The 20,876-nt window shown below is 68.8% G+C and carries 19 protein-coding genes and 1 pseudogene; 10 read left to right on the top strand and 10 right to left on the bottom strand.

Translation table 11 applies throughout. The annotated features are described in order from the left end of the window. Nucleotides 1-5 precede the first annotated feature (5 nt). Nucleotides 6-1,424, bottom strand: coding sequence for a cell envelope integrity protein CreD (gene creD, locus NON00_RS11475; protein ID WP_256020895.1), 1,419 nt, complete (start codon nt 1,422-1,424; stop codon nt 6-8). 116 nt (nt 1,425-1,540) lie between these two features. On the opposite strand from creD, the gene NON00_RS11470 reads away from it, so the two are divergent. Together NON00_RS11470 and NON00_RS11465 are read left to right on the top strand one after the other, a co-directional pair. Beyond that, entirely contained in the window at nt 1,541-2,260 is a 720-nt protein-coding gene (locus NON00_RS11470) for a response regulator transcription factor (protein ID WP_256020893.1), read from the top strand. A 4-nt stretch (nt 2,261-2,264) separates the two neighbouring features. After that, nucleotides 2,265-3,887 carry a HAMP domain-containing sensor histidine kinase gene (locus NON00_RS11465; RefSeq protein WP_256020890.1) on the top strand — a complete coding sequence of 541 codons (1,623 nt, stop codon included), beginning with the start codon at nt 2,265-2,267 and terminating at the stop codon, nt 3,885-3,887. A 76-nt stretch (nt 3,888-3,963) separates the two neighbouring features. Here the strand turns inward: NON00_RS11465 and NON00_RS11460 are convergent, their stop codons facing one another. From NON00_RS11460 to NON00_RS11450, 3 genes are read right to left on the bottom strand one after another with little or no spacing between them, the layout of a single operon-like run. Beyond that, nucleotides 3,964-4,437: a DUF2269 domain-containing protein gene (locus NON00_RS11460; protein ID WP_256020887.1), complete on the bottom strand. Its 474-nt coding sequence runs from the start codon at nt 4,435-4,437 to the stop codon at nt 3,964-3,966. A 3-nt stretch (nt 4,438-4,440) separates the two neighbouring features. After that, nucleotides 4,441-5,679 carry an SDR family oxidoreductase gene (locus NON00_RS11455; RefSeq protein ID WP_256020883.1) on the bottom strand — a complete coding sequence of 413 codons (1,239 nt, stop codon included), beginning with the start codon at nt 5,677-5,679 and terminating at the stop codon, nt 4,441-4,443. 7 nt (nt 5,680-5,686) lie between these two features. Further along, complete coding sequence (locus NON00_RS11450; RefSeq protein ID WP_256020880.1) at nt 5,687-6,055, bottom strand: hypothetical protein; 369 nt, start codon at nt 6,053-6,055, stop codon at nt 5,687-5,689. Nucleotides 6,056-6,291: 236 nt separating this feature from the next. Here NON00_RS11450 and NON00_RS11445 point away from each other — a divergent pair, with 236 nt between their 5' ends. Genes NON00_RS11445 through NON00_RS11435 form a run of 3 tightly spaced genes read left to right on the top strand, consistent with a single transcriptional unit; the run spans nt 6,292 to nt 9,488 of the window. Then, nucleotides 6,292-7,152, top strand: coding sequence for a histidine kinase N-terminal 7TM domain-containing protein (locus tag NON00_RS11445; protein ID WP_256020877.1), 861 nt, complete (start codon nt 6,292-6,294; stop codon nt 7,150-7,152). Then, a complete protein-coding gene (locus NON00_RS11440; RefSeq protein WP_256020875.1) occupies nt 7,153-8,127 on the top strand; it encodes a HAMP domain-containing sensor histidine kinase in 975 nt (324 codons plus the stop codon). After that, nucleotides 8,124-9,488 carry a sigma-54 dependent transcriptional regulator gene (locus NON00_RS11435; protein ID WP_256020872.1) on the top strand — a complete coding sequence of 455 codons (1,365 nt, stop codon included), beginning with the start codon at nt 8,124-8,126 and terminating at the stop codon, nt 9,486-9,488. Before NON00_RS11440 ends, NON00_RS11435 begins: the two co-directional genes overlap by 4 nt. A gap of 302 nt (nt 9,489-9,790) precedes the next feature. Here the strand turns inward: NON00_RS11435 and NON00_RS11430 are convergent, their stop codons facing one another. The 4 genes from NON00_RS11430 to NON00_RS11415 form a co-directional block, all read right to left on the bottom strand. Next, on the bottom strand, nt 9,791-10,564 hold the full coding sequence (locus NON00_RS11430) for a citryl-CoA lyase (RefSeq protein ID WP_256020869.1): 774 nt from the start codon (nt 10,562-10,564) through the stop codon (nt 9,791-9,793). Beyond that, the gene (locus NON00_RS11425) at nt 10,561-12,102 is read right to left on the bottom strand and encodes an AMP-binding protein (RefSeq protein WP_256020866.1); all 1,542 of its coding nucleotides are present in this window, start codon (nt 12,100-12,102) and stop codon (nt 10,561-10,563) included. Before NON00_RS11425 ends, NON00_RS11430 begins: the two co-directional genes overlap by 4 nt. Before the next feature lie 3 nt (nt 12,103-12,105). Further along, on the bottom strand, nt 12,106-12,273 hold the full coding sequence (locus NON00_RS11420; protein ID WP_256020863.1) for a hypothetical protein: 168 nt from the start codon (nt 12,271-12,273) through the stop codon (nt 12,106-12,108). Between the two features lie 128 nt (nt 12,274-12,401). Next, nucleotides 12,402-13,391 (bottom strand): tripartite tricarboxylate transporter substrate binding protein, encoded by a 990-nt coding sequence (locus NON00_RS11415; protein ID WP_256020860.1) that lies wholly within the window; start codon nt 13,389-13,391, stop codon nt 12,402-12,404. 122 nt (nt 13,392-13,513) lie between these two features. Here NON00_RS11415 and NON00_RS11410 point away from each other — a divergent pair, with 122 nt between their 5' ends. Beyond that, the gene (locus tag NON00_RS11410) at nt 13,514-14,281 is read left to right on the top strand and encodes an IclR family transcriptional regulator (RefSeq protein WP_256020856.1); all 768 of its coding nucleotides are present in this window, start codon (nt 13,514-13,516) and stop codon (nt 14,279-14,281) included. 40 nt (nt 14,282-14,321) lie between these two features. Here NON00_RS11410 and NON00_RS11405 read toward each other — a convergent pair. Then, a pseudogene (locus NON00_RS11405) lies at nt 14,322-14,647 on the bottom strand (transposase); the annotation flags it as partial. Between the two features lie 157 nt (nt 14,648-14,804). Further along, a complete protein-coding gene (locus NON00_RS11400; protein WP_256020853.1) occupies nt 14,805-15,812 on the bottom strand; it encodes an AraC family transcriptional regulator in 1,008 nt (335 codons plus the stop codon). 158 nt (nt 15,813-15,970) lie between these two features. On the opposite strand from NON00_RS11400, the gene NON00_RS11395 reads away from it, so the two are divergent. The 4 genes from NON00_RS11395 to NON00_RS11380 are packed head-to-tail and all read left to right on the top strand — an operon-like array spanning nt 15,971 to nt 20,875. Then, nucleotides 15,971-17,974 carry a TonB-dependent receptor gene (locus NON00_RS11395; RefSeq protein WP_256020850.1) on the top strand — a complete coding sequence of 668 codons (2,004 nt, stop codon included), beginning with the start codon at nt 15,971-15,973 and terminating at the stop codon, nt 17,972-17,974. Beyond that, nucleotides 17,974-19,188, top strand: coding sequence for an MFS transporter (locus NON00_RS11390; protein WP_256020847.1), 1,215 nt, complete (start codon nt 17,974-17,976; stop codon nt 19,186-19,188). Before NON00_RS11395 ends, NON00_RS11390 begins: the two co-directional genes overlap by 1 nt. After that, the gene (locus tag NON00_RS11385; RefSeq protein ID WP_256020844.1) at nt 19,185-20,390 is read left to right on the top strand and encodes an FAD-dependent monooxygenase; all 1,206 of its coding nucleotides are present in this window, start codon (nt 19,185-19,187) and stop codon (nt 20,388-20,390) included. The genes NON00_RS11390 and NON00_RS11385 overlap by 4 nt, the downstream gene beginning before the upstream one ends. Nucleotides 20,391-20,443: 53 nt before the next feature. Further along, entirely contained in the window at nt 20,444-20,875 is a 432-nt protein-coding gene (locus tag NON00_RS11380) for a PadR family transcriptional regulator (protein ID WP_256020841.1), read from the top strand. Nucleotide 20,876: the final 1 nt, after the last annotated feature.

The raw sequence follows: 20,876 nt of genomic DNA, 5'->3' as shown, positions 1-20,876 counted from the left end.
AGCGATCAATCGGGGGTCTGTGCATGCCCCCGATCTTGGCCCGGCTGTGCCGGCTGGCAAGCATCCGCCCCATTGAGACTTTCCCACGGCACGCGCCGGGCCACCGCCATCACCAGCGACAGCACCGCGAAGAGCAGCAGCGAGCCCGCCAGCAAGGCGTAGCTCTCCAGCCCCAGCACGATGTAGAGCACGCCATAGAGGGCGGCCAGCACGCCGCCGAAGACCAGGCCGAGCCCCCAGCGCGTGATCCCCGCGGTGAAGAGCGTGGTCTGCGCCGCCACCGCCAGGGCGCTGATCAGATAGGCGGTGCCGAAGCCCAGCGGTTCCCCCAGCGCCAGCAGCAGGAGCGGGAACAGCACCACGGCGCAGCCCAGCAATCCGTAATGCACCAGATGGATGCGCAGCCGGGCCAGCAGTTCGAAAAGCAGATAGGTGGTGAAAGCCAGCACCAGGAAGAGCAGCGCGTATTTCGCCGTGCGGTTGACCATGCGGTAGGTCGGCACCGGCTCCAGCAGCGTCACGCCGGCCGCTTCAGCGCCCGTTTGAGTCAGGGCCATGCAAGGGTCCGGGCTGCGCCGTAGAAGGTTGCCCTGTTGGGCTGTCACCCAGCGGGCACTGAAGCCATCGGCGTCGTTCTCGATGCTGTCCGGCATCAGGGCCTCGGCGAAACCCGGCGTGGGCCAGGGGGCGGAGACGGTGACCTCAGCGCGGGCGGCGGCGGCGCGCAGGCCGAAGTGCTGCGTGCCGCGCAGATCCAGCTGCAACCGGAAGGGAATGCGCTGCTCCGCCGCTGGCGGCCCGGCGAGCCGCACCGGCCAGCGCAGTGCCTGGGGGCAGCTGCGCGTCTCCGCCAGCATCACCTCCGGCGCCAGGCTGGCGCCATCCCATTGCAGAGGCGTCGCAGCGGGCAGGTCGCGCAGGTCGGTGGAACTGGCCATGACATAGGCCGCATCCCACAGGATCTCGCCCTCCGGCATGCCGGGGTTGCCCAGCAGGAACTCACCCTCCATCACCGTGGCGGCGGTATAGACGGTGGCGCTGAACAGGCCGCGCTGCCGCGATGCCGGGCTGAGTACCGCCTCGGCGCGCAGCGTGGCGGGGAGCAGCAGCAGGTTACCCTGCGTTTGGTTGTGGGCTTGGTGCTGGGCTTGGCCCGGGCCTGGGCTGGAGGCCTCGCCCGCCACCGGCCGGAGGGCGCGATAAGGCACCACCAGCACGGGCGTATGCACCATCTGCGCCGCCCCCCATTTGCGGGCGATCTCGCGCTGCACCTCCTGCTGCCGCGCCTCGCGTTCCCCGATCACATCGCCGATCATCAGGGTGGGTACCAGCAGCACGGCCAGCAGCACGGCCAGGGCGCCGAGCTTGCCGGGGCCGGGCAGGCCGCGCCGCAATGGCGAAAGGGAAGGAAGGGTCTCGGTCATGATGATGCGCCTCGTCGCGGTGGCAAGGCGGGCATCCTGGCGCGGCGGCATGCAGCCTTGACGGAAACGCCTTGCAACCGCCAAGGACATGCTGTGCAGACCCTGTGCAGGAGGCCATGCCGAAGGTCCTGGTCGTCGATGACGATCCCCATATCCGCAGCGTGCTGTGCTTCGCCCTGGCGCGCGACGGCTTCGCCACCGCCGAGGCCGCCGATGGCCTGGCCGCGCTGGAGGCCTTCGCCCGCGAGCGGCCCGACCTGCTGATCCTCGACGTGATGATGCCGGAGATGAGCGGCACCGACCTGCTGCGCCACCTGCGGCGGGAGGCGGCGACCCCGGTCATCTTCCTCTCCGCCCGGGATGACGAGCTGGATCGGGTGCTGGGCCTGGAGCTGGGTGGCGATGACTACGTGACCAAGCCCTTCAGCCCGCGCGAGGTGGTGGCGCGGGTGCGCGCCGTGCTGCGGCGCGGCGCCGCCGAGATGGCACCGCCACCGCAGGCGCCCTCCCCCGCGCTTCCACCCCCTGAGGCGCCGCTGCGGCATGGCCCGCTCTGCCTGCATCCGGAGCGGCTGGAAGCCTTCTGGCAGGACCAGCCGGTGCCGCTGACGGTCACCGAATTCGCCCTGCTGCGCAGCATGGCGGCGCAGCCCGGCCGCGTCTTCACCCGCGACATGCTGATGGACGTGGCCTATCCCGACCGCCGCGTGGTCAGCGACCGGACGCTGGACAGCCACATCCGCAACATCCGCGCCAAATTCGCCGCGCTGGGCGCGGAGCCGATCGGCACGGTGCATGGCATGGGCTACCGCGTCTTGCCGGTCCAGGGCGGCTGAGCGCGTGGCCCTGCCGGCCTGGCTGCGCCGCAAGCCGCGCATCCGCAGCCTGCTGCTGCTGGCCAATCTGCTGCTGCTGGCGCTGCCGCTCGGCGGGCTCTGGCTGCTGCGGCTGTATGAAAGCGCCCTGGTGCGGCAGACCGAGAGCGAACTGGTGGCCCAGGCGGCGGTGATCGGCGCCGCCTACCACGCCGCCTGGCGCGCGGCGGAAACCGGGCCGCCCACCGGGATGGCGCCCCTTGGGGCGTCCGGCTGGGCGCCGCGCCTGCCGCGGCTGGACCTGGCGCGCGACCCGGTGCTGCCGGTGCCGCCGCCCGCCACCGTGCCGCCGCAGCCGCCCATACCGCGCGCCCTGGCCGCCGCCCAGGGATTGCAGCCCGTGCTGCAGGAGGCGCAGCGCATCACCCTGGCCGGCATGCGGGTGCTGGATGCCCAGGGCATCGTGGTGGCCAGCAGCCGCGAGGAACAGGGCCTGTCGCTGCTGGGGCAGGAGGAGGTGGCCGCCGCCCTGGCCGGGCGCGAGGCGGCGGTGCTGCGCCGGCGGATTTCCACCTCGCCCCCGGCCGCGGTGGATTCCATCAGCCGCAGCGCCGGCCTGCGGGTTTTCGTGGCGCAACCGGTGCTGGAGGACGGGGCGGTGATCGGTGCCGTCCTGCTCTCCCGCACGCCGGCCAGCCTGGGGCAGGTGCTCTGGGGCAAACGGGCGGAGGTGGCCGCGCTGGTGCTGGCGGTGCTGGCAGGGGCGGCACTGCTGGCCCTGTTCATCGGCTATGCCGTGGCGCGGCCGATCCAGGCCGTGGCGGCGCAGGCGCGGGCGGTCGCCGGGGGCGCGCGCCGGCCGCCGCAGCGCCTCCGGGCCAGCGCGGTGCGCGAGGCGGACGAACTCCGGGAGGCGATCCAGGCCATGGCCGCGACGCTGGAGCGCCGGGCGGAGTATATCGGCGGCTTCGCGGTGGAGGTCAGCCACGAGTTCAAGACGCCACTGGCGGCGCTGCGCGGCGGGCTGGAACTGCTGCAGGACCATGGCGCGACCATGACCCCGGCGGAGCGCGATCGCTTCCTGGCCCAGGCCATGGCCGATGTGCAGCGGCTGGACCGTCTGGTGCGCCAGTTGCTGGAACTGGCCCGGGCCGAGGCGCCGCCACCGGCCGCAGAGGCGCGTTGCGAGGTCGGCGCCGTCGTGCAGGTGGCGGCGACCACGGCCCGGCAGGCGGGGTTGCCGGTCGCGCTCGAGGCGCCGGCGGCGCCACTCTGGGTCCGGATCGGGGCCGAGCCACTGCGCGCCGTGCTGGTCCTGCTGCTCGACAATGCACGCCAGCATGCCGGGCCGCAGGCCCAGGCGCGGATCACCTGGGGGCCGGCGGCGGGCGGGGCGGTGCTGCGGGTGTCCGATAGCGGGCCCGGCATTTCCCCCGGCCATGCCGGGCGGATCTTCGAGCGCTTCTTCACCACGGCACGGGCGCGGGGCGGCAGCGGGCTGGGCCTGCCGATCGCCCGCGCCCGGCTGGAGGCGGCGGGCGGGAGCATCCGCCTGCTGCCGGGCCAGGGTGGCGCCTGCTTCGAGATCCAGCTGCCCGGCGCGGACGGCTCGCTGCCTGCTGGGAGACGTCCTCGAACTGCCCAGTGAGAGCGACCCAGTGAGAGCGGCCCAGTGAGAGCGGCCCAGTGAGAGCGGCCCAGGCTCTGACTTTCGCATGGCTTTCTTACCACAGCGCCGGCTTCGCGATCATCAGCCAGAAGATCACGGCCACGCCCAGGAAAGCGGGCCAGCCCAGGCCAAACCAGAATGCGGCATAGCGATGATAGAGAGGCGGCAGAGGTGAGCCGGCCGTGGCGGCCTCCTCGGCCAGGCGGCGCATCCGGATTTGCAGCCACACGACAGGCAGCCAGCAGGCGCCAACGAGCACGTAGAGCATGATCGAGCCCAGAAGCCAGGAATCACGCAGCCCGAAGCCCGCCCGCTGTGCCAGGAGCAGGCCCGTCACAGGCTGCAGGATCACGGCGGGTGTCGTGAAGATCCAGTCGGCGATGACAACGTTCCGGCCGGAGATGGCCATCGCCTGCAGGTTTCCGCTGCGGGTTGCCATCCATCCGTGGAAGGCGGTGCCAAGACCCGTGCCGAAGAGCACGGTTGAGCTCAGCACATGGACCCATTTCAGAAGGAGATAGAGATCCATCGCTCAGTCCCTCATCGCCAGCAGGGCCAGCGTGGCCATGATCATGGCGAGGTTCTTCAGCAGCGGCGCGAAGGGATGGGCCCACATCTCCGGTGCCGCGATGCTCGCCAGGAGCGTGAAGGCGAGTGTCATGGCGATGGCCAGGGCGCCGGCCAGCCCCGTGTGGCGTGGCCGTAGAAAAGCCAGTCCCACCGCGATATCGAGCAGAGCCCCGGCCAGCAGCACGGCCTGCCCGGACATCCCGTGCAGGCCAAGACCTGCCAGGAGGGCCGCGTTGAACGCTGGCGGTGTGAACAGCAGGGGCACCACGCCCGAACCGATCCAGACGACCGCCAGGGCGCCGCGCAGGGCCGGGCGCAGGGGCAGCAGGCGCGCGTGCCAGCGATCCGCCGGGGTGGCCGGCTCCATGGCCAGGGCCTGTGCCAGCGGGCGTGCCTGCCAGCCTATCCGTTCCATGGCGGGGCGCGGATCACCGGTGCTGCCGTTCCGCAGCATCGCCAGCGTGTCGGGGGTCAGGGGTGAGGCGGGCAGGATCGCGCCCATGCTGGCGGCCAGGCGGAGCACCGCGCCCGGCACGGCGACGAAGCGGCGGGCCGGCAGGCGCAGCCAATCGCGCAGGGCCAAGGTCAGCGCATCCGTGCTCATGGCCTCTGGCCCGACCAGATCGAGGCCATCCGGCACAGGCAGCGGGTGCTCCAGCAGGGAGAGCACAGCGGCGGCGAGGTCCTCGACATGGAGGGGCTGGACCTGCCATGGCCCGCCGCCCAGCCGCGCCGGCCATGGCAGCGCGGCGAGCGCCGCGAAAAGCCCCGTGCTCGCCCCGCCGCGCCCCACCACCAACGCGGGGCGGAGCACGCACCACCCTGCCCTGCCAGCCTCCCGCCGCAGGCGCAGCAGATGGGCATCGGCCCTTCCCTTCGTGCGCAGAAAGGCCGTCGGTGCGTCTGGCGCGGCGCCCAGCGCGGAAATCTGGACCAGCCGGGCAATGCCCGCCACCGCGCAGGCATCGAAGAGCGTGGCCGGCCCGCGGTGGTGAATGCCATCGAGGTCACCGCGCAGGATGCCGGCCGCATTCACCACCGCATCCACCCCGGAAAGATGCTCCGCCCAGGTGGAGGGCTGCGCGCGGGAGAGGTCGGCATCGCGGCGGCCGAAGTCGAGGACCGTATGGCCCGCCTCCCGCAGCCGGGCGGCGATGCGGCCACCCAGGAAGCCACGGGCGCCCAGCAGCAGAATCCGCATGGCCGCCTCACTCCGCTTGCTCAGCGCCCGGGGTGCTGCCCTGCGGCGCCCTCTCAGGCCGCGCCGGACGGACGCAGGTGGCCACCGCGAGGCCCATGATGCCAAAGGCACCGATCAGCCCGAGCGAGCAGAGATAGACAGCCTGCCGGATGAAGGCGGCAAGCGTTTCCGCCCGGCCTGCCGCGAAGCACACCAGGAAGAGCGGCCCGCAGACGAGCATGACAGAGGCGAAGGTCGTCCAGAAGCGCGCGGGCACCGCGCCGTGGCAGACGAGTTCCAGCACGCCATAGAGCGGCCGCCACATGATGCGCGCGACGGTCAGCGTTGCCGCCAGGGTCAGCGTGAGAGCAATGCCGAGTTCGATCCAGGTGATCACGGGAGAACCTCCTTTGCCGGGATTGGCAGGCGGTTCTGCGCACAGGGCATGCCAGGGAAAGAATTCTTTCTAAGTATTTGATAAAATTAAAAAAATACATCGCTTTAGCCTCCCCCTGTTGCTGGTGGAGTCAGGTTCGGGGCGTCTCCTGTAAACCGCGTTTACAGCCCCCTGCCCCCCTGCCAGTCTGTTCCCAGGGCCGGCGAAGCTGGCCCGGCCCTTGCCCCGAATCCCGTATGGCCATCCACGTCAGCCTTGTCCTCGCGCTCCTTGGCTCCCTTCTGCTGGCGGCGGTGCTGGCGCGGCATGCGGCCCGCGTGCCTGGGGCCAGGCGGCTCGTGCTGTTCCTCCTCGGCGTGTCCGCCTGGATCCTCGGGAATGAATTGCCGGCACTTCTCGGCCCAGGGGCGGAGCGGGCCGGCCTCGCCCTGCTCGCGACCGCGCCGCTCACCTCGGCGGTCTTCCTGCACTTCGCCCTGGCCTTCACCGGGCGGGGCACATCCCGCGGGAAGATCGCGGCGGCCTATCTGGCCGGCGGCGGCGCATCCCTGCTGGCCCTGCTGATCGTGCCGGGCAGCTTCGGCCCCTATGCGGGTCTGCCCTTCGTCGCCACGCCCAATAAGGTGGGATGGCTGGCGAGCGTGGCGTGGGGTGGTCTTGCCGCGCTCGGCACGCTCGTGCTGCTGCGGGCCGGCATGGTCGCGCGCGGGCTCGCCCGCCGGCAGGTGCTCGCGGTCGCGGCCTCCTCAGGCTGGGGCGCCGCCTGCATGGCGGGCTACGCGGCCGCCGCGCTGCGGCTCGATCTCTACCCCTGGCCGTTGCTGGGCCTGCCGCTCTACCCGCTGATCCTCGTCTACGGCGTCCTGCGCTACCGCGTGCTGGTGGCCAATGCCTGGGCGCGCCGTGCCCTGGCCTGGACACTGCTCGGCGCGGTCGGGGCGCTCGTCGTCGCCGGTGCTTCCGCCGCTCCGGGTTTCGCCGCGCTGGGCCCGGTGGCTTCCGGCGTGGCTTCCGGCGCTGTCGCGGCGCTGGCCTTCCTCGCCCTGGGCGGCCCGGTGCGCTGGCTGGCGGAGCGCCTCATCTATCCCGGCGGCTAGGTGACGGAGGCGGTGCTCTCCGCCTGGCGCTCCACCCTCGCCCGCTGCGCCACCGAGACCGCGCTGGCGGAGGAAGCCGCGCGCCTGCTCTCGGCGCGGCTCCGCATGCCGGTCGAGGTGCTCGCGGGCGCCGCGCCAGCCCAGGATCCGACCGCCCCCCGGCTGCGCCTGCATCGCGACGCGCACGGTGCCCGCCGGACCGAGCTGGATGGCTGGGAGGCCGCTCCGCCCGGACCACGGCAACTCGGGATGGTCTTCGCCACCCTCCTGTCCGATGAAGCCGCGCGGCTGGACCGGGCCGCCGAACTGGCCAGACAGGCGCGGGAGCAGGCGCAGGCGGCACGGCTCGCGGAACTGGGCGCCCTCGCGGCGACGGTCGCGCATGACATCCGCAACCCGCTGAACATCATCGCCATGGCGGCCGCCACGGCTCCACCGGCAGCGCGGGCGGAAATCCGCGAGCAGATTGCCCGCATCACGCGGCTTTCCGCCGATCTGCTGGATTATGCCAGGCCCTGGCGCGTCGAACCCATTCCGATGGACCTCGCCGATCTCGCGCGTGCGGCCGTGCAGGGCGAATTCCCGGTCCGCTTCGGGCCCGGCCTGGATGCGCCACTGCCGGTGCGGGCCGATCCGGGCCGGCTGCGGCAGGCGCTGGGCAATCTGCTCGACAATGCCCGTGCCGCGCCCGGCGCGACCTGCGCCCTGCTGGATGCGGAGGAGGCAGCGGATGGCGCGCTGCGCCTGCTCGTCGCCGATGACGGCCAGGGCGTGCCGGCGGAATTGCGGGACCGGCTCTTCCAGCCCTTCGTCTCCCGCACGCCGGGCGGAACGGGCCTCGGGCTGGCGATCGCCGCCAAGGTGATGGAGGCGCATGGCGGGACGGCAGGTCTGGAGCCGCTTGCAGGCTGGGGAAGCTGCTTCGTTCTCACCCTGCCGGCCACCGCGCGCGACACTGGGGAGAAGGCCGCATGACGCAGGAAATCGCCGGCCGTATCCTGCTGGTGGATGACGAGCCGGCCTTCCGCCGCATGGCCGGCGCCTGGCTGGAAGGCTTTGGGCACCATGTTGACCTCGCCGCCGATCCGGAGAGCGCCACGGCGCGCTTCGCCGCGGCGGAGCCGGAGGTGGTGATCCTCGATCTGGTGATGCCGCCGCGGCTGGTGCCCGAGGCCGGGCTCGATCTGCTCCCGCGCTTTGCCGCCGTGCCCGTGATCGTGCTGACCGCGCATGCCGAGCATGAGCTGGCGCTGCGCGCGGTGGAGGCCGGGGCCTGGGACTTCCTCCCCAAGCCGGTGGAGCCGGAGCTGCTGCGCTTCGCGGTCGAGCGCGCGATCCGTGTGGCGCGGCTGCGGCGCGAACTGGCCGAGTGGCGCACCGGGGCTGCGGGGTCTGGGGATCTCGGCCTGATCGGCCGCAGCCCCGCCCTCACGCGCCTGCGCGAGACGATCCGGCGCCTGGGGCCTACTTCCCTGCCGCTCATCATCCTCGGCCCCACCGGGACGGGGAAAGAGCTGGTGGCACAGGCCCTGCACCGCAGCGGCCCGCGGCGCGGCGGCCCCTTCGTGCCGGTGCATTGCGGCGCGCTGCCGGCGGAACTGCTGGAGAGCGAACTCTTCGGCCATCTCAAGGGCGCCTTCACCGGTGCGCATCGCGACCGTCCTGGGCTGGTGGAAGCCGCGCATCGCGGCACGCTCTTCCTGGACGAGATTGGCGAGATGCCACCGGCGATGCAGGTGAAGCTGCTGCGCTTCCTGAACGACGGCACCTTCCTGCCCGTGGGCGCGCGCGAGCCGCGCCGGGCTGAACTGCGCGTCATCGCCGCGACACATCGCGATCTTGAGGCGATGGTGGCCGCGGGAGAATTCCGCGAGGATCTTTATTTCCGCCTGAAGGGCTTCATTCTGCGCACACCCGCGCTGGCGGAGCGGCGGGAGGATGTGGCGATCCTCGCCGCCACCTTCCTGCGCCGCGCGGCCCCCGGGATCAGGCTGGCAACCGATGCCACCCCCTGGCTCGCTGCGCGCGAATGGCCTGGCAATGTGCGCGAACTGCGGGCTCTTGTGGAAACGGCCGCGGCACTCGCGGGGCCGGAAGGGATGGTGGATGCCGCGTTGCTCCGCTTCGCCGCCGGCGAGGGAGAGGAGATGGATGCGGCCTCGTCTGCCACACCGGCCGCGCCTGGGCGGCTGGAGGAAGCCATCGCGGCGCTGGAGGCCCGGATGCTGCGCGAGGTGCTGATGGAGACCGGCGGCAACCAGTCGGAGGCGGCGCGGCGCCTGGGTATCTCCCGCCCCGGCTTGATCAAGAAGATGGCGCGGCTCGGCCTGCGTTGAACGGGCAACGGAAACCGTTCAAATCCGCACGCCAAGTTTGGCCCAGGCGAATGGGCCCGTGTGATGCCACGAAAGCGAGAGCATCGGTCTGCCATTGGCAGTCTGTCCTCGGTCATCGTGTCCTCGGTCGGCCAGGGGTGGGAGCCTCGCAACTCCACCCTAGCCGCCAGATCCGATCGCGCCCCAAGCCTTACACCCCGGCCGAGGCCGGAATTTCCATCACTGCCACGGACGCTCCCCCCCGGGGGCCTCGTCCAGCAGTTAACTAAGCTGTTGCGAAACGCATTTCGGGAAAGAATCAGCTATTTCAAATCCTCGGCAAACGGGATGTCGTGATCCACGAGGTCCCAGATATAGCGGCCTGTGGGCTCTCTTTGCTCTTCGGCCATGTGCGCCACCAGGCCCGCGGCCCGGGCAATGATCGCGAAGCCCCGCATCACGGCGACAGGGATACCGACATCAGCGAAAATCGCTGCGGCTGAGCCCGTGGCGTTGATGGTGAGGTGGCGGCCATATGCCTCGTCCACCAGAGGGGAAAGGCGCAGCAGCGCCTCCTGATGCGGCCCCGCCACGCCACGTTCCCGTGACATCTCCAGAAGCCGCATGGCCCGAGGGTCATCGGGGCTATGCAGATGATGCCCGAAACCAGCCAGGGGGCGCCGCTGCGCCCGGTGCCCGGCAATCAACTCGCGCCCGGCCGCCTCCTGCTCCATGGGGGAGAGCTTCGCCAGGCCGACGAGATAGGCGCCGCAATTCTCCATCGTCCCGACGAACTGCGAGGCAACCCCGAGCAGGCCGGCCGCGACGCCTGCCTGCATGTTCTCGGGTGAGCTCATGTAGATGGAACGGGCGGCGATGGCACTGGGGGTGAAACCATGCTCCATGACGGCGATCATGACGGCTTCGACCATCGCCAGATGCTCGGCGGGGAGGTCGCGCCCCAGGATCTGCCGGGACGCCACGGCCATGAAGCCAGAGGAGCCCAGAAGGTCCTCGACCAGATTTTTGTCCCGGTAATAGATGGCGTCCTGATAGTGCTTGCAGAGATACGTCGTCGGCTTTTTCTGGGCACTCATGGGTTCTTTTTCTCTCCTGCCGCAAGCTCAAGGCTCTTGATGCGGTGCTCGATCTGGTTACGAAGGTCGGTTTTCAGCACCTTGCCAACGCTGCTCCGGGGTAGGTCCTCGAAGATGTGGACCGCCTTGGGGGCTTTCACGGAATCCAAAAGCGCCTTCACATGGCTGATGATCTCGGCCTCGCTGGCCCGCGCCCCGGGGCGAAGCTGCACGGCGGCATGCACGGCCTCGCCCCATTTGGGATCGTCCAGCCCGACCACGGCGCAGTCGTAAATGGCGGGATGGTGCCCCAGGGCATTCTCGACATCCGAGGGGTAGACATTGAAGCCGCCGGTGATGATGAGATCCCGCGAGCGATCCTTGAGGGAGAGGAACCCATCCGGGTCCAGCACGCCACGGTCGCCGGTCCAGAGCCAGTTGCCCCGCAGGGCCTCAGCCGTCTTCTCCGGCAGGCGCCAGTAGCCGGTCATCAGCAGATCGCCACGGATACAGACCTCGCCGACCTCGCCATCCGGCAGGGGCCGTCCCTCGGCATCCAGGATGCCGATCTGGGAGAGCAGCGAGGCCCTGCCCACCGAGCCCATGCGGGCAGGCCCGACAAGGTCGGCGGGGGGCATGAAGGTTGCGATTTGCGGGGCCTCGGTCTGGCCATAAGTCGTGGCCAGGATGGGCCCGAAGATCATCTGGGCCTGGCGGACCATCTCCGGCCGCATCGGCGCACCGCCCCAGACCATGTAGCGCAGCGAAGCCGTATCACGCGGTGCGGCCACCTGTTCGGCCATGACCGCATAGAGCAATGTGGGTGGCATCCAGGTCATGGTGATGCGGTGGCGCTGAATGGCGTCCAGGATCGCCGCGGGTTTCGTGCTGTCAGGGAAGACCAGGCTCGCGCCACAGGCCAGGAAGGGCAGCAGATAGGTGGAAGTGCCATGCGTCACCGGCGCCACCGCGAGAAAGCTGTCCTCCTGGCGGAGGCCATAGCTGAAGATCTGCGTGACGATATTGGTGTTCCAGGCACGGTAGGGCTGCATCACGCCCTTGGGGATTCCTGTGGTGCCGCCTGTAAACTTAATGGCCTGGGTTGCCTCGGGTGGCAGGTCGAAAGCAGGAAGGCGGGCCTCCGCGTGGCGCTCCTCGACCCGGGCGAGGCTTTCATCACCGGCGCCATGCCCGAGCAGCAGCACCGCAGCCCGCCCGGTGTTCAGCCTGGCCATGTTGGCCCTGTCGAACACCAGGATGGTGGGTTCCGTCGTGGCGAGGATGGTATTGAGTTCAGGATTGCCGTTGCGCGGATTGACGGGCACCCAGATTTTTCCGGCGGCGAGCGTGGCCAACAGCGCGACCACATGGTCGGCGCTGTTGCCCGCGCAGATGCCGACCCTCTCCCCTGGGCGGGGATCGATGCGCAGCATACCCGCGGCTGCCGAGCGCACACGGCGTTCGAGCGCCGCATAGGTCAGCGTGCCCTCAGGCGAGATGATGGCAGGGCGCGCCGGGTGCTGGCGCGCGGCACGGAAGAAGAAATCTATGGGGAACACGGTTCAGCTTCCCTGAAAGCGTGTGGTGATCCCGCCATCGGCGAGGAATTCGCTGCCCACCACACAGGCAGCCTCGTCGCTGGTGGGATGAAGAGCCGCGTTGGCACCATTCCAGGCGTCGCCCGTCTTGCCGGTGGGGCACTGCGCGCCCCGCTTGCGGAGGGCCTGCACGGAGAGGCACCTGGCACGCGGGCGCCGGCCCCAGCCCACCGATGCGAGGCGTGCCCCAGGATTCCGCCGCCCGATATCAGCGCAACCTTGCACGCGAGGCTTGGGTTTTGCCCGGGAGCCGGGGGAATTCATTCGACGCGGGCTCCAGCCTCGCGCACCACGCCTCCCCACTTGGCAATCTCCGCCTCGATGAAGCTGCGGAATGCTGGCGGGGTGCTGATATCGGGCGTGGCGCCAAAGCCTGCCAGGGTGCTCCGGAAGCTGTCTGAGGCCAGGATCTCATTCATGGCCTCGTTGAGCTTCTGGACAATTGGCTCGGGCGTGCCCCGCGGGGCCAGGACGCCATTCCAGGCGACGGCAACAAAATCCTTCAACTCCGGCACTTCGGTGATCTCGCGCAGTGTCGGGATGTCGGGCAGTGCAGGATTGCGCTCCGCCGAGGACACCGCCAGCGCCCGCAGGCCGCCCGATCGGATATGAGGCAGGGAAGAAGGCAGGTTGTCGAAGATCATGTCCACCTGCCCGCCGAGCAGGGCGGCCAGCGCCGAGGCGCTACCCTTGAAGGGGACATGCAGCATGTCAGTGCCAGTCCTGGCCTTGAACATCTCGCCCGTCAGGTGGATCGAGGTTCCGTTGCCGGCGGATGCGAAGGTCAGCCGCCCTGGCTGGCGGCGGGCAGCGGCGACGATGTCGGCCACGCTGCGATAGGGGCTGCTGGCCTTGACCACGAGTACATTGGGGATCGATCCGATCCGGCCAACCGGCACGAAATCGGCCAAGGGATCATATTGCAGGCGGGCATAGAGGCTCGGGGCGATGCCGTGCGACGAGACCTGACCGAGGAAGAGCGTGTAGCCATCGGGCGCAGATTGCGCCGCCAGCACGGTTCCCAGCGTGCCGCCTCCACCCGGCCGGTTCTCGATGACAAAGGGCCGGCCGAAAGCCTGCGCGAGGCGGTCTGCCATGGATCTGGCCATGATATCCGTCGCGCCTCCCGCCTCGTAGGGGACGATCGTGCGGACCGGGCGTTCAGGATACTGGAGTTGGGCCGTTGCCGGCAGAGGCATCGCAGCCATGGCCAGGCAACTGGCGAGCACGCCAGCCCAGAGCTTTCGCATCGGACATATTCCCCCGTGATGGCATCCGCTCTGAGGCGGCTTCGCAGCCAGGATCGGGGATGCTTGACCAAAATGTCAATTAATGAATTTATTTATTCATAATATGAAAATAGAGGAAGAGCATGCCCCAGGGGAAAAAAGTCTCCGGCGCCCAAAGTGTGGAACGGGCTGCCGCCGCACTGCGGGCGGTTGCCCGCTATGGTCAGGCTGGCGTTACCGCTCCCGACATTGCGCGCGACCTCTCCCTGAATGGCACAACGGCCTATCGGCTCCTGATGGCGCTGGTCGGTGAAAGGTTGCTCGAACGCGATGCCAAGGAGCGCCGCTTCCGGATCGGACCCGGCATTCACGCGCTCAGCGCCAGTGCCACCAGCGGGTTCTCCTTCACCGAGCATTTTGACCAGGCTCTCAACAGGATCGCCGATGAAACCGGCGACACCGTGATGCTGTCGGTGCGGCGAGGAAACCAGTCGCTCTGCCTGGCGCGGAAAGAGGGTTCCTTCCCCATCCGAACCATGACGCTGCAAGTGGGCAGCAGGCGCCCGCTTGGTATCGGCGCGGGCAGCCTCGCCCTGCTGGCCTTCCTTCCCTCCGCTGAGATGGATGCGGCCCTGGAAGCCAATGCCCGGTTCTATCCCGAGTTCGGGCTGGACAGTGCCGTGGTGCGCCAGATGATCGAGGAGGCGAAAACTCTTGGCTATGCCTTGAACGACGGGCGCGTGCTCGAAGGCATGACCGCCATCGGCGTGCCGATCCGGGATATTGCGGGACGTGTGGTGGCCGCCGTTTCGGTGGCGGCCATCAGCCCACGCGTGGCGGGGGAAAGGCGGTCGGCCATCCTCACTGCTGTGCGCTCCGCTCTCGAGGGCTTGGCACCAGTGCCCGAATGAATGGCGGGCCATCCCATAAATTCCTGATAGTCCCCCAGCGCCCCCTTTTTGCTGCGATGGATGCGCTGCCCATGCAGGCATGGCTCCTGTCAATCCGGTCCGCTTGGTGCAAGCGGCACAGCAACGCCTGATACAGCCGGTCCCACACACCAGCTGCCTGCCAGTCGCGCAGCCACAGCCAGCAGGTGACGCCGGATCCACAGCCCATCTCCTGCGCCGGCATCTCCCATGGAATGCCAGAGCGCAGCACGAAGAGGATGCTGCTCAGGGCGGTACAGCCGGTCGCCCCCTTCGACTTGGGCAACTCCACGGCAACAGTGGCTCAATGACCGGCCAGAGTTCGTCTGGAAGCAGAGACTTCGCCATGGCCTTCAAATCTGTGCAGGCCTGCCGCTTTTCCAGATTTTGAAAGGCGCTGTTATTCCGGACAAGATGGCAGCGGCGGTTCCAGTGGCAGGTCGGGCCTGCGTCATCGTGTCCACATAAGCGCAGCAAGCTCAGAAGAGACGACCAAGCGAGAGTTTCATGTGCAGCCAAGGCGCAAGAGCGCTGAGGGAGCCATGCCGAAGCGGGTGCGGAATAGCCGTGCGAAGTGGCTGGGATTGGCATAACCGACAGCCAATGCCGCCTCCACCACGCTGACGCGGTTTTCCGTCAGCAGTCGATAGGCCTTTTGCAGCCGTGCCTGCTGGACGCAGCCATTCACCGTCGTGCCGAAATGTGCACGAAAGCCTTGCTTGAGCTGCTTCTCGTTCAACCCGACGCGTCTGGCCAGAAGCCGGATGGTCCAGGGTTCTTCCGGCTTCGCGGTGACCAGTTCCTGCGCCCGCTGCAGGCCGCCGATCCCGCGGGAGGCAGGCACCATGGCGCGGGGCGGTGCGTGCATGAGCGCCATGCCTGCCACCAACAATTCCAGAGCCCCTTTCTCGACCAACAGATCATTGGCGCTCCCTGTGACCCCAAGGCGCAGCAGGCTGGCCGCCGCATCCGCCATGGCGGCTGGGGTTGCCAGAAGGCCGATCCAGACCTGATCGAGCGCCACATGGCAAATGGGGTGGCCCGTCCCCGCCTGGCGGAAGACCTCGCGCATCCCGATGCTCTCCAGGAAGTCGAGCGAAAGGCGCAGTTCAACGGCGCGGAAGGGTGCCGCCGGCGGCAATTGGCTGCGGCCATGGATGAAGCTTTCCCCGAAGCACAGATAGGTCATGCCGCCGGCATAGGGGATGGCGATATCCGACATGGGCCGCCCCGGTTGCGCGAGGAACCCTCTGCCCTTGCCATCGAACAACACCGTCACGGTCAGGCCTGGCTCCATGGAACCCCCTTCGGGGAAGCCATGGGTCATGATGAAATCGTAGAGGGTCAGATCGAAGCCCGGCCGGATCCCGACCCGGTGGCAGAGCCCCTGATACTGATTGGGTGCCGGCGCGCGACTCTGGAGTTCCGACATGAGCGTGCACGGCTTGGCGGTGGGCTGGGCGTGGCGAAGTCCGCGCTCCTGCAGATCCAGCTGGGGGGTGCTGAGCGGCATGGGGACGCTCCGATTTATTGAGAACGATTATCAATATCATGTAAGGCCGTGGGCATGAAAGTCCCGATTCCGGCTGCCGCGGTCCCGCTTCGGGTGGAGCGGGAAGGCTGCCCCGCCTAGTCGGGTGCTGGTCCCGAGATTGCCCGGAGTGCTGCCAGATGTCCCGCCACCCGCCCCACTACCTGCCCGCCATGGCGCTACTCGCCTGCCTTGCTGCTCCGGTCAATGGCCAGGCCCAGGAACCACCTTCGTCCCCGCATCTCCTGCCCCCCATCGAGGTCAGTGGTGGCAAGCGCACGCAGGATCTGCAGGATGTCGATGGCACGGTGATGGTGGAGGAGGCCGAAAGCCTCGCCGCCCGCGGCATTACCGCGGTCGACCAGCTCGACCGCGTATTCCCCGACACCTTGATCCGCCCGCGCTCTTCCACCGCCTATTCCAACCTGACCATGCGCGGCCAGACCTCGTCGGATTTCTACAACCCCTCGGTCCTCGTGCTCGTGGATGGCGTGCCGCAGGATTTCGCCCTGGCGAGCCAGCTCCTGCCGTTGCAGCTGGATCATGTCGAGGCGCTCTATGGACCGCAGGGCACGCTGTATGGGGCGGGCGCGGTTGGCGGCGTGCTGAACATTGTCACGCGCCGGCCGGAAGACCGTTGGAGCGCCACGCTGACGGGCGGGCTGAGCAACAGGCAACGTGAAAGCGGGGTGCTGCTCAACGCGCCCCTCGTGCCCGGCGCCCTGTTCGGCGATCTCGCGCTCAGCACGCGGCAGGAAGTGGGCCGCTACCGCGACGCGAATGGCAGCGACGATCTCGGCGGCAATCGCGATGCCACCGGTCAGGTCCGCCTGCGCTACGCACCGGCCGGCAGCCCGTGGGACGTGATGCTCAGCGCCGCGCGCGCCATCCGGAACTCGGCCGAGGAGCAATATGTGCTGGGCTCGCAGCTCGGCGACCGCAAGGCCTTGCCCTATGATTCCCATTATCGTCTCGCGACGACGAGCCTTGGCCTGAATGCCAGCTATGACCTGGGCGGCGCGACCATCGCCAGCATCACCCACTGGCAGGACCGTGACCTCAACCGCACCATCCAGGGCTACTATAGCCCTGAGGCGCAAAAGACCTTCGGCCAGGAGCTGCGCCTTGCCAGCTCGCCCGGGCATGGCCGGGCGCTCGACTACGTGGCCGGCCTTTACTATCAGCATGTGGATTTCGAGCGGCGTATCCCCGGCCAGGTTTCCAGGCAGACCCTGCAATCCTATGCGCTCTATGGTGAAACCATCTGGCATGTCACCGACCGCCTCGACATCACCACCGGCCTGCGCTTCGATGTGATCGACACCGAAGCCTCGGCCCATGGCTTTGTCGACCTGCGCGGGGGCCGGCAGGATGCGGCTCTCTCGCCCAAGATCGCGCTGGGCTACAGGCTGACCGACGAATTGCGCGCCTTCGCGCTCTACAGCAGCGGCTTCAAGTCGGGCGGCTTCACCCGTACCGTCACGCCCTACAACTTCGCCTATGACTTCTCACATGCCCGCACCGACAATCTCGAAGCGGGCCTGCGCGGCCGCTTCCTCGGTGGGCGCTTCGAGGCCTCGGCCAGCGGATATTACAGCTATACCCACGGCTACCAGGCCTTCATCGGCACGCAGCCCATCCAGTATCTGCAGAATGTGGGCGATGTGGAGTCCTATGGCCTGAACCTCAGTGCCAGCGCCTGGCTCACGCGCTCCCTGCGCCTGGCGGGCGGGCTCGGGCTGAACCATACGGAATTCGTCTCCTACCGTGACCCCACGGGCACGGGGGCGGATTACAAAGGCCATGCACCCGCCTATGCGCCCAAGATCACGGGGCGCCTGGAGGCCAGTTACGTCATCGACCTGCCGGGCGAATGGGGCCAGCTGCTGCCTCGGGCGGGCCTGAGCCATATCGGCAAGACCTTCTATGACGAGGCCAATACCGTCAGCCAGGGTGCCTATACACTGTTCGACGCCGGCCTGTCCTGGCAGGCCGCTGACAAGCTGGCCGTGCATGTCTATGCGAACAATCTCACGGATCAGCGCTACACCACCTACGGGTTCGCCACCGGCACGGTGCTGGGCAATGCCTATCAGCTTGGCGCGGGCCGCGAGGTCGGCTTCCGTGTGGTGAAGGGGTTCTGATGCGCCCTCCCGCCAAGGCCGCCTCCGCGGGCGGCGTGCTACTTGCGATCGGTGGGCTGTATCTTGGCCAATCGGTCATCGGCGGTCTCGCCTTCCAGGCACTCCCTGCCATCCTGCGGCAACAGGGGCAGGGCCTGGAACTGATCAGCCTCCTCTCGTTGATGATGCTGCCGCAGGCGTTGAAATTCCTCTGGGCGCCGATGGTGGAGCGGTTGCGCCTCGCGCCGGATGGCCGGCGGCGTTCGCGGGCCATCATCCTTGCCGGGCAGGGCATGGCTGTCTTTCTGCTCCTGGTCATGGCCGTCGCCGATTTCACGCCCGGCCGGGTTTTCATCCTGCTTGCGGCCGCCATGCTCGTCGCGGCCACGCTGGACATCGCCTGCGATGCCTTCGCCATCGAGCAATTGCCGCCTTCTGCACGGGGCTGGGGCAATACGGTCCAGATCGGCGGTGCCTATCTCGGCATGATGCTGGGGGGCGGGCTCTCGCTGGTCGTCACGGCCTTCGCCGGATGGCGGATGGCCGTCGCGCTGCTGGCCTTGGTCCTGGGCCTGGCCGCCCTTCCGCTGGCGCTGATTGCCGAGGCGCCGCGCGGGCGGGGCGTGTCACCGCCGCGTCCTGCCCTGCGGCATGCCCTGGCCCGGCCCGCGCTGCGCCAGGGGCTGGGGCGGGTTGTGCTGATGCAGGCGGGGCTGCGCCTCGCCCTGCCCCTGGCACCCGCGCTGCTGGTCGATGCAGGCCTTTCGCTGGCGGCGCAGGGCTGGCTCAATGGAGTGGGCAGCACCGCGGTGGGTCTGGCGGGCGCGCTGGCTGCTGGCGCCCTCGCCAGCCACTTCGGACCCGCCCGCGTGATGCGGGGCGCGCTGGCCGTCCAGGGCCTCATCTTCGCGCTCATCGCGGCGGCCACCCTGGGCGGCGCGCCCAGCCCTGCCGTCATGGCCGCCCTCGCCCTGGCTCTTGGCCTGTTCGGCGCCATGGGCTTCGTCGCCCTCTACGCGGCCATGATGCATTGGGCGGATGGGCACCAGCCCGGCGTGGACTTCACTCTGCTGCAATGCGCCGATGCCCTGCTGGCTGCATTGGCCGGTCTCTGCGCTGGCCTGCTGGCCCAGGCCCTCGGTTATGCGCCTGTCTTCATGCTGGCGGCCTTCTGCGCCTTTCTTGCTGTTCCCTGGCTGACACCGCGCATGCCCCGGATGGAATCCCTGCCATGACGATGCCTCATGTCCTCATCCTTGGTGCCGGGGTTGCCGGTCTTGCGGCGGCACTTCAACTCGGCCGGGCCGGCTGGCAGGTGACGATCGCCGAACGGGCATCCGACCTGCGCTCTGACGGCTATATGATCGGCCTTTCCGGCCCCGGCTTGCACGCGGTGGACAAGCTTGGCCTCATGCCGCGCCTGCGTCCCATGGGCCGCGACATCGGCGAGAACGTCTATCGTGACCGTGCGGGGCGTGAACTGATCCGCCTGCGCTATCGTGATCTGTTGCGTGGGATCGACTGGCTGACCCTGGCGCGCACCGAACTCGTCGCGCTGCTGCAGGAGGCGGCAGCACCCTTCACCGCGCTCCGGCTGGGCACCACGCTGGTGCGGCTGGAACAAGATGAGGCCAAGGTTCGCGCCTGGCTCTCCGATGGCAGCATGCTCGAAGCGGATCTGCTCATCGGCGCCGATGGCGCGCGATCCTCACTGGGACGCCAGCTTTTCGGTGAGCAGGCAGGCTTCGAGCGCCCGCTCGGCTATCGCGCGGCCGCATTCCGTATCCCTGACCGCCTGGGCCTGGGCGAGGACTTCCTCTCCTATGTCGAGCCCGGACGTGTCGCGGAAACCTACCAGCTGGCCGATGGCGAACTGGCGACACTGTATGTCTGGCGGACCCGCGAGACGGGCTTTGTCCCAAGTACCGAACGCCGTGGCGTGCTGCGGGCGGCCTTCCGGGGTGCGCATCCCGATACCCTTGCATGGATCGATGCCTTGCCCAAGGAGGCACCGATCTATCTGGACGCGCTGACCATGATCGATCGTCCCAGATGGTCGCAGGGCCGTGCGGTCCTGCTCGGCGATGCTGCCCATTGCCTTACCCTGGTTTCTGGCCAGGGGGCGGGCATGGCCATGGCTTCGGCCTGCCTGTTGGCGCAGGAGTTGCAAAAGGGAAGCGTGATTTCGGCTCTCGCACGGCATGAAGCGAAACTCCGCCCGAGCATCGCCCGGCTCCAGGCGCATAGCCAGAAGACGGCCTCTTGGTTTGTGCCCCGTTCAGCGATCGGCTTTTCCTTGCGCAACGCAGCCCTGAGATACACGCCCCGCTGGCTGCTTGCCCGGCACTTCACGGGGGCTATCCGGCGGGAGCAGGCCCTGCTGGGTGACCAGACAGTTTTTATTGCCCTGGGGCGAAAGGCCCCAGCGGCGTGGTGAGCGTCATCATTTTATAGCTTGATGCATTGACGGTCGATGCATACCTTCCGGGCATGACCCCTGTCCGTCGTGCCCCTTCTCCCCGCGTCGACTATGCCTCCCGCGACTACTGGGCAGGCACGATCAAGATGGGCCTGAGCAAGTTCTTTATCCTGCGGGTCCTGCACAACGGGCCGCTGCACGGCTATGACATCGCTCGCCTGGTCGAGCGCACTACCAATGGCTGCTGCTCCCCCACCGAGGGCACGATCTACCCCGTGCTCCGCGAGTTCGAAGCCGGCGGCTTCGTCACCGCGACCGAGGAGGTCGTCGGCGGCCGCCAGCGCCGGGTCTATGCGCTGACGGACGCCGGTCGCGCCGCCTTCCGCGTGGCGCTGGAGGCCTGGATGGAGGCGACCGCCGCCCTGCAGGACACCGGCCGCGCCTTCGCCACCGCCGACCGTGCGCGGGCGGAGCAGCGCTCCGGTGGAGCGTGCTGTACGTGAC

This window comes from Roseomonas sp. GC11 (genome assembly GCF_024437745.1).
In the GTDB taxonomy this organism is placed as follows: domain Bacteria; phylum Pseudomonadota; class Alphaproteobacteria; order Acetobacterales; family Acetobacteraceae; genus Pseudoroseomonas.
Note: the sequence above shows the minus strand (reverse complement) of the source record. Positions and strands in the feature narration are given on the sequence as shown.

What these genes read in the sequence shown, in the direction of transcription:
- creD (WP_256020895.1), bottom strand. Translation starts at nt 1,424, where the DNA reads ATGACCGAGACCCTTCCTTCCCTTTCGCCATTGCGGCGCGGCCTGCCC.
- NON00_RS11470 (WP_256020893.1), top strand. Translation starts at nt 1,541, where the DNA reads ATGCCGAAGGTCCTGGTCGTCGATGACGATCCCCATATCCGCAGCGTG.
- NON00_RS11460 (WP_256020887.1), bottom strand. Translation starts at nt 4,437, where the DNA reads ATGGATCTCTATCTCCTTCTGAAATGGGTCCATGTGCTGAGCTCAACC.
- NON00_RS11455 (WP_256020883.1), bottom strand. Translation starts at nt 5,679, where the DNA reads ATGCGGATTCTGCTGCTGGGCGCCCGTGGCTTCCTGGGTGGCCGCATC.
- NON00_RS11445 (WP_256020877.1), top strand. Translation starts at nt 6,292, where the DNA reads ATGGCCATCCACGTCAGCCTTGTCCTCGCGCTCCTTGGCTCCCTTCTG.
- NON00_RS11435 (WP_256020872.1), top strand. Translation starts at nt 8,124, where the DNA reads ATGACGCAGGAAATCGCCGGCCGTATCCTGCTGGTGGATGACGAGCCG.
- NON00_RS11430 (WP_256020869.1), bottom strand. Translation starts at nt 10,564, where the DNA reads ATGAGTGCCCAGAAAAAGCCGACGACGTATCTCTGCAAGCACTATCAG.
- NON00_RS11415 (WP_256020860.1), bottom strand. Translation starts at nt 13,391, where the DNA reads ATGCGAAAGCTCTGGGCTGGCGTGCTCGCCAGTTGCCTGGCCATGGCT.
- NON00_RS11410 (WP_256020856.1), top strand. Translation starts at nt 13,514, where the DNA reads ATGCCCCAGGGGAAAAAAGTCTCCGGCGCCCAAAGTGTGGAACGGGCT.
- NON00_RS11400 (WP_256020853.1), bottom strand. Translation starts at nt 15,812, where the DNA reads ATGCCGCTCAGCACCCCCCAGCTGGATCTGCAGGAGCGCGGACTTCGC.
- NON00_RS11395 (WP_256020850.1), top strand. Translation starts at nt 15,971, where the DNA reads ATGTCCCGCCACCCGCCCCACTACCTGCCCGCCATGGCGCTACTCGCC.
- NON00_RS11390 (WP_256020847.1), top strand. Translation starts at nt 17,974, where the DNA reads ATGCGCCCTCCCGCCAAGGCCGCCTCCGCGGGCGGCGTGCTACTTGCG.
- NON00_RS11385 (WP_256020844.1), top strand. Translation starts at nt 19,185, where the DNA reads ATGACGATGCCTCATGTCCTCATCCTTGGTGCCGGGGTTGCCGGTCTT.
- NON00_RS11380 (WP_256020841.1), top strand. Translation starts at nt 20,444, where the DNA reads ATGACCCCTGTCCGTCGTGCCCCTTCTCCCCGCGTCGACTATGCCTCC.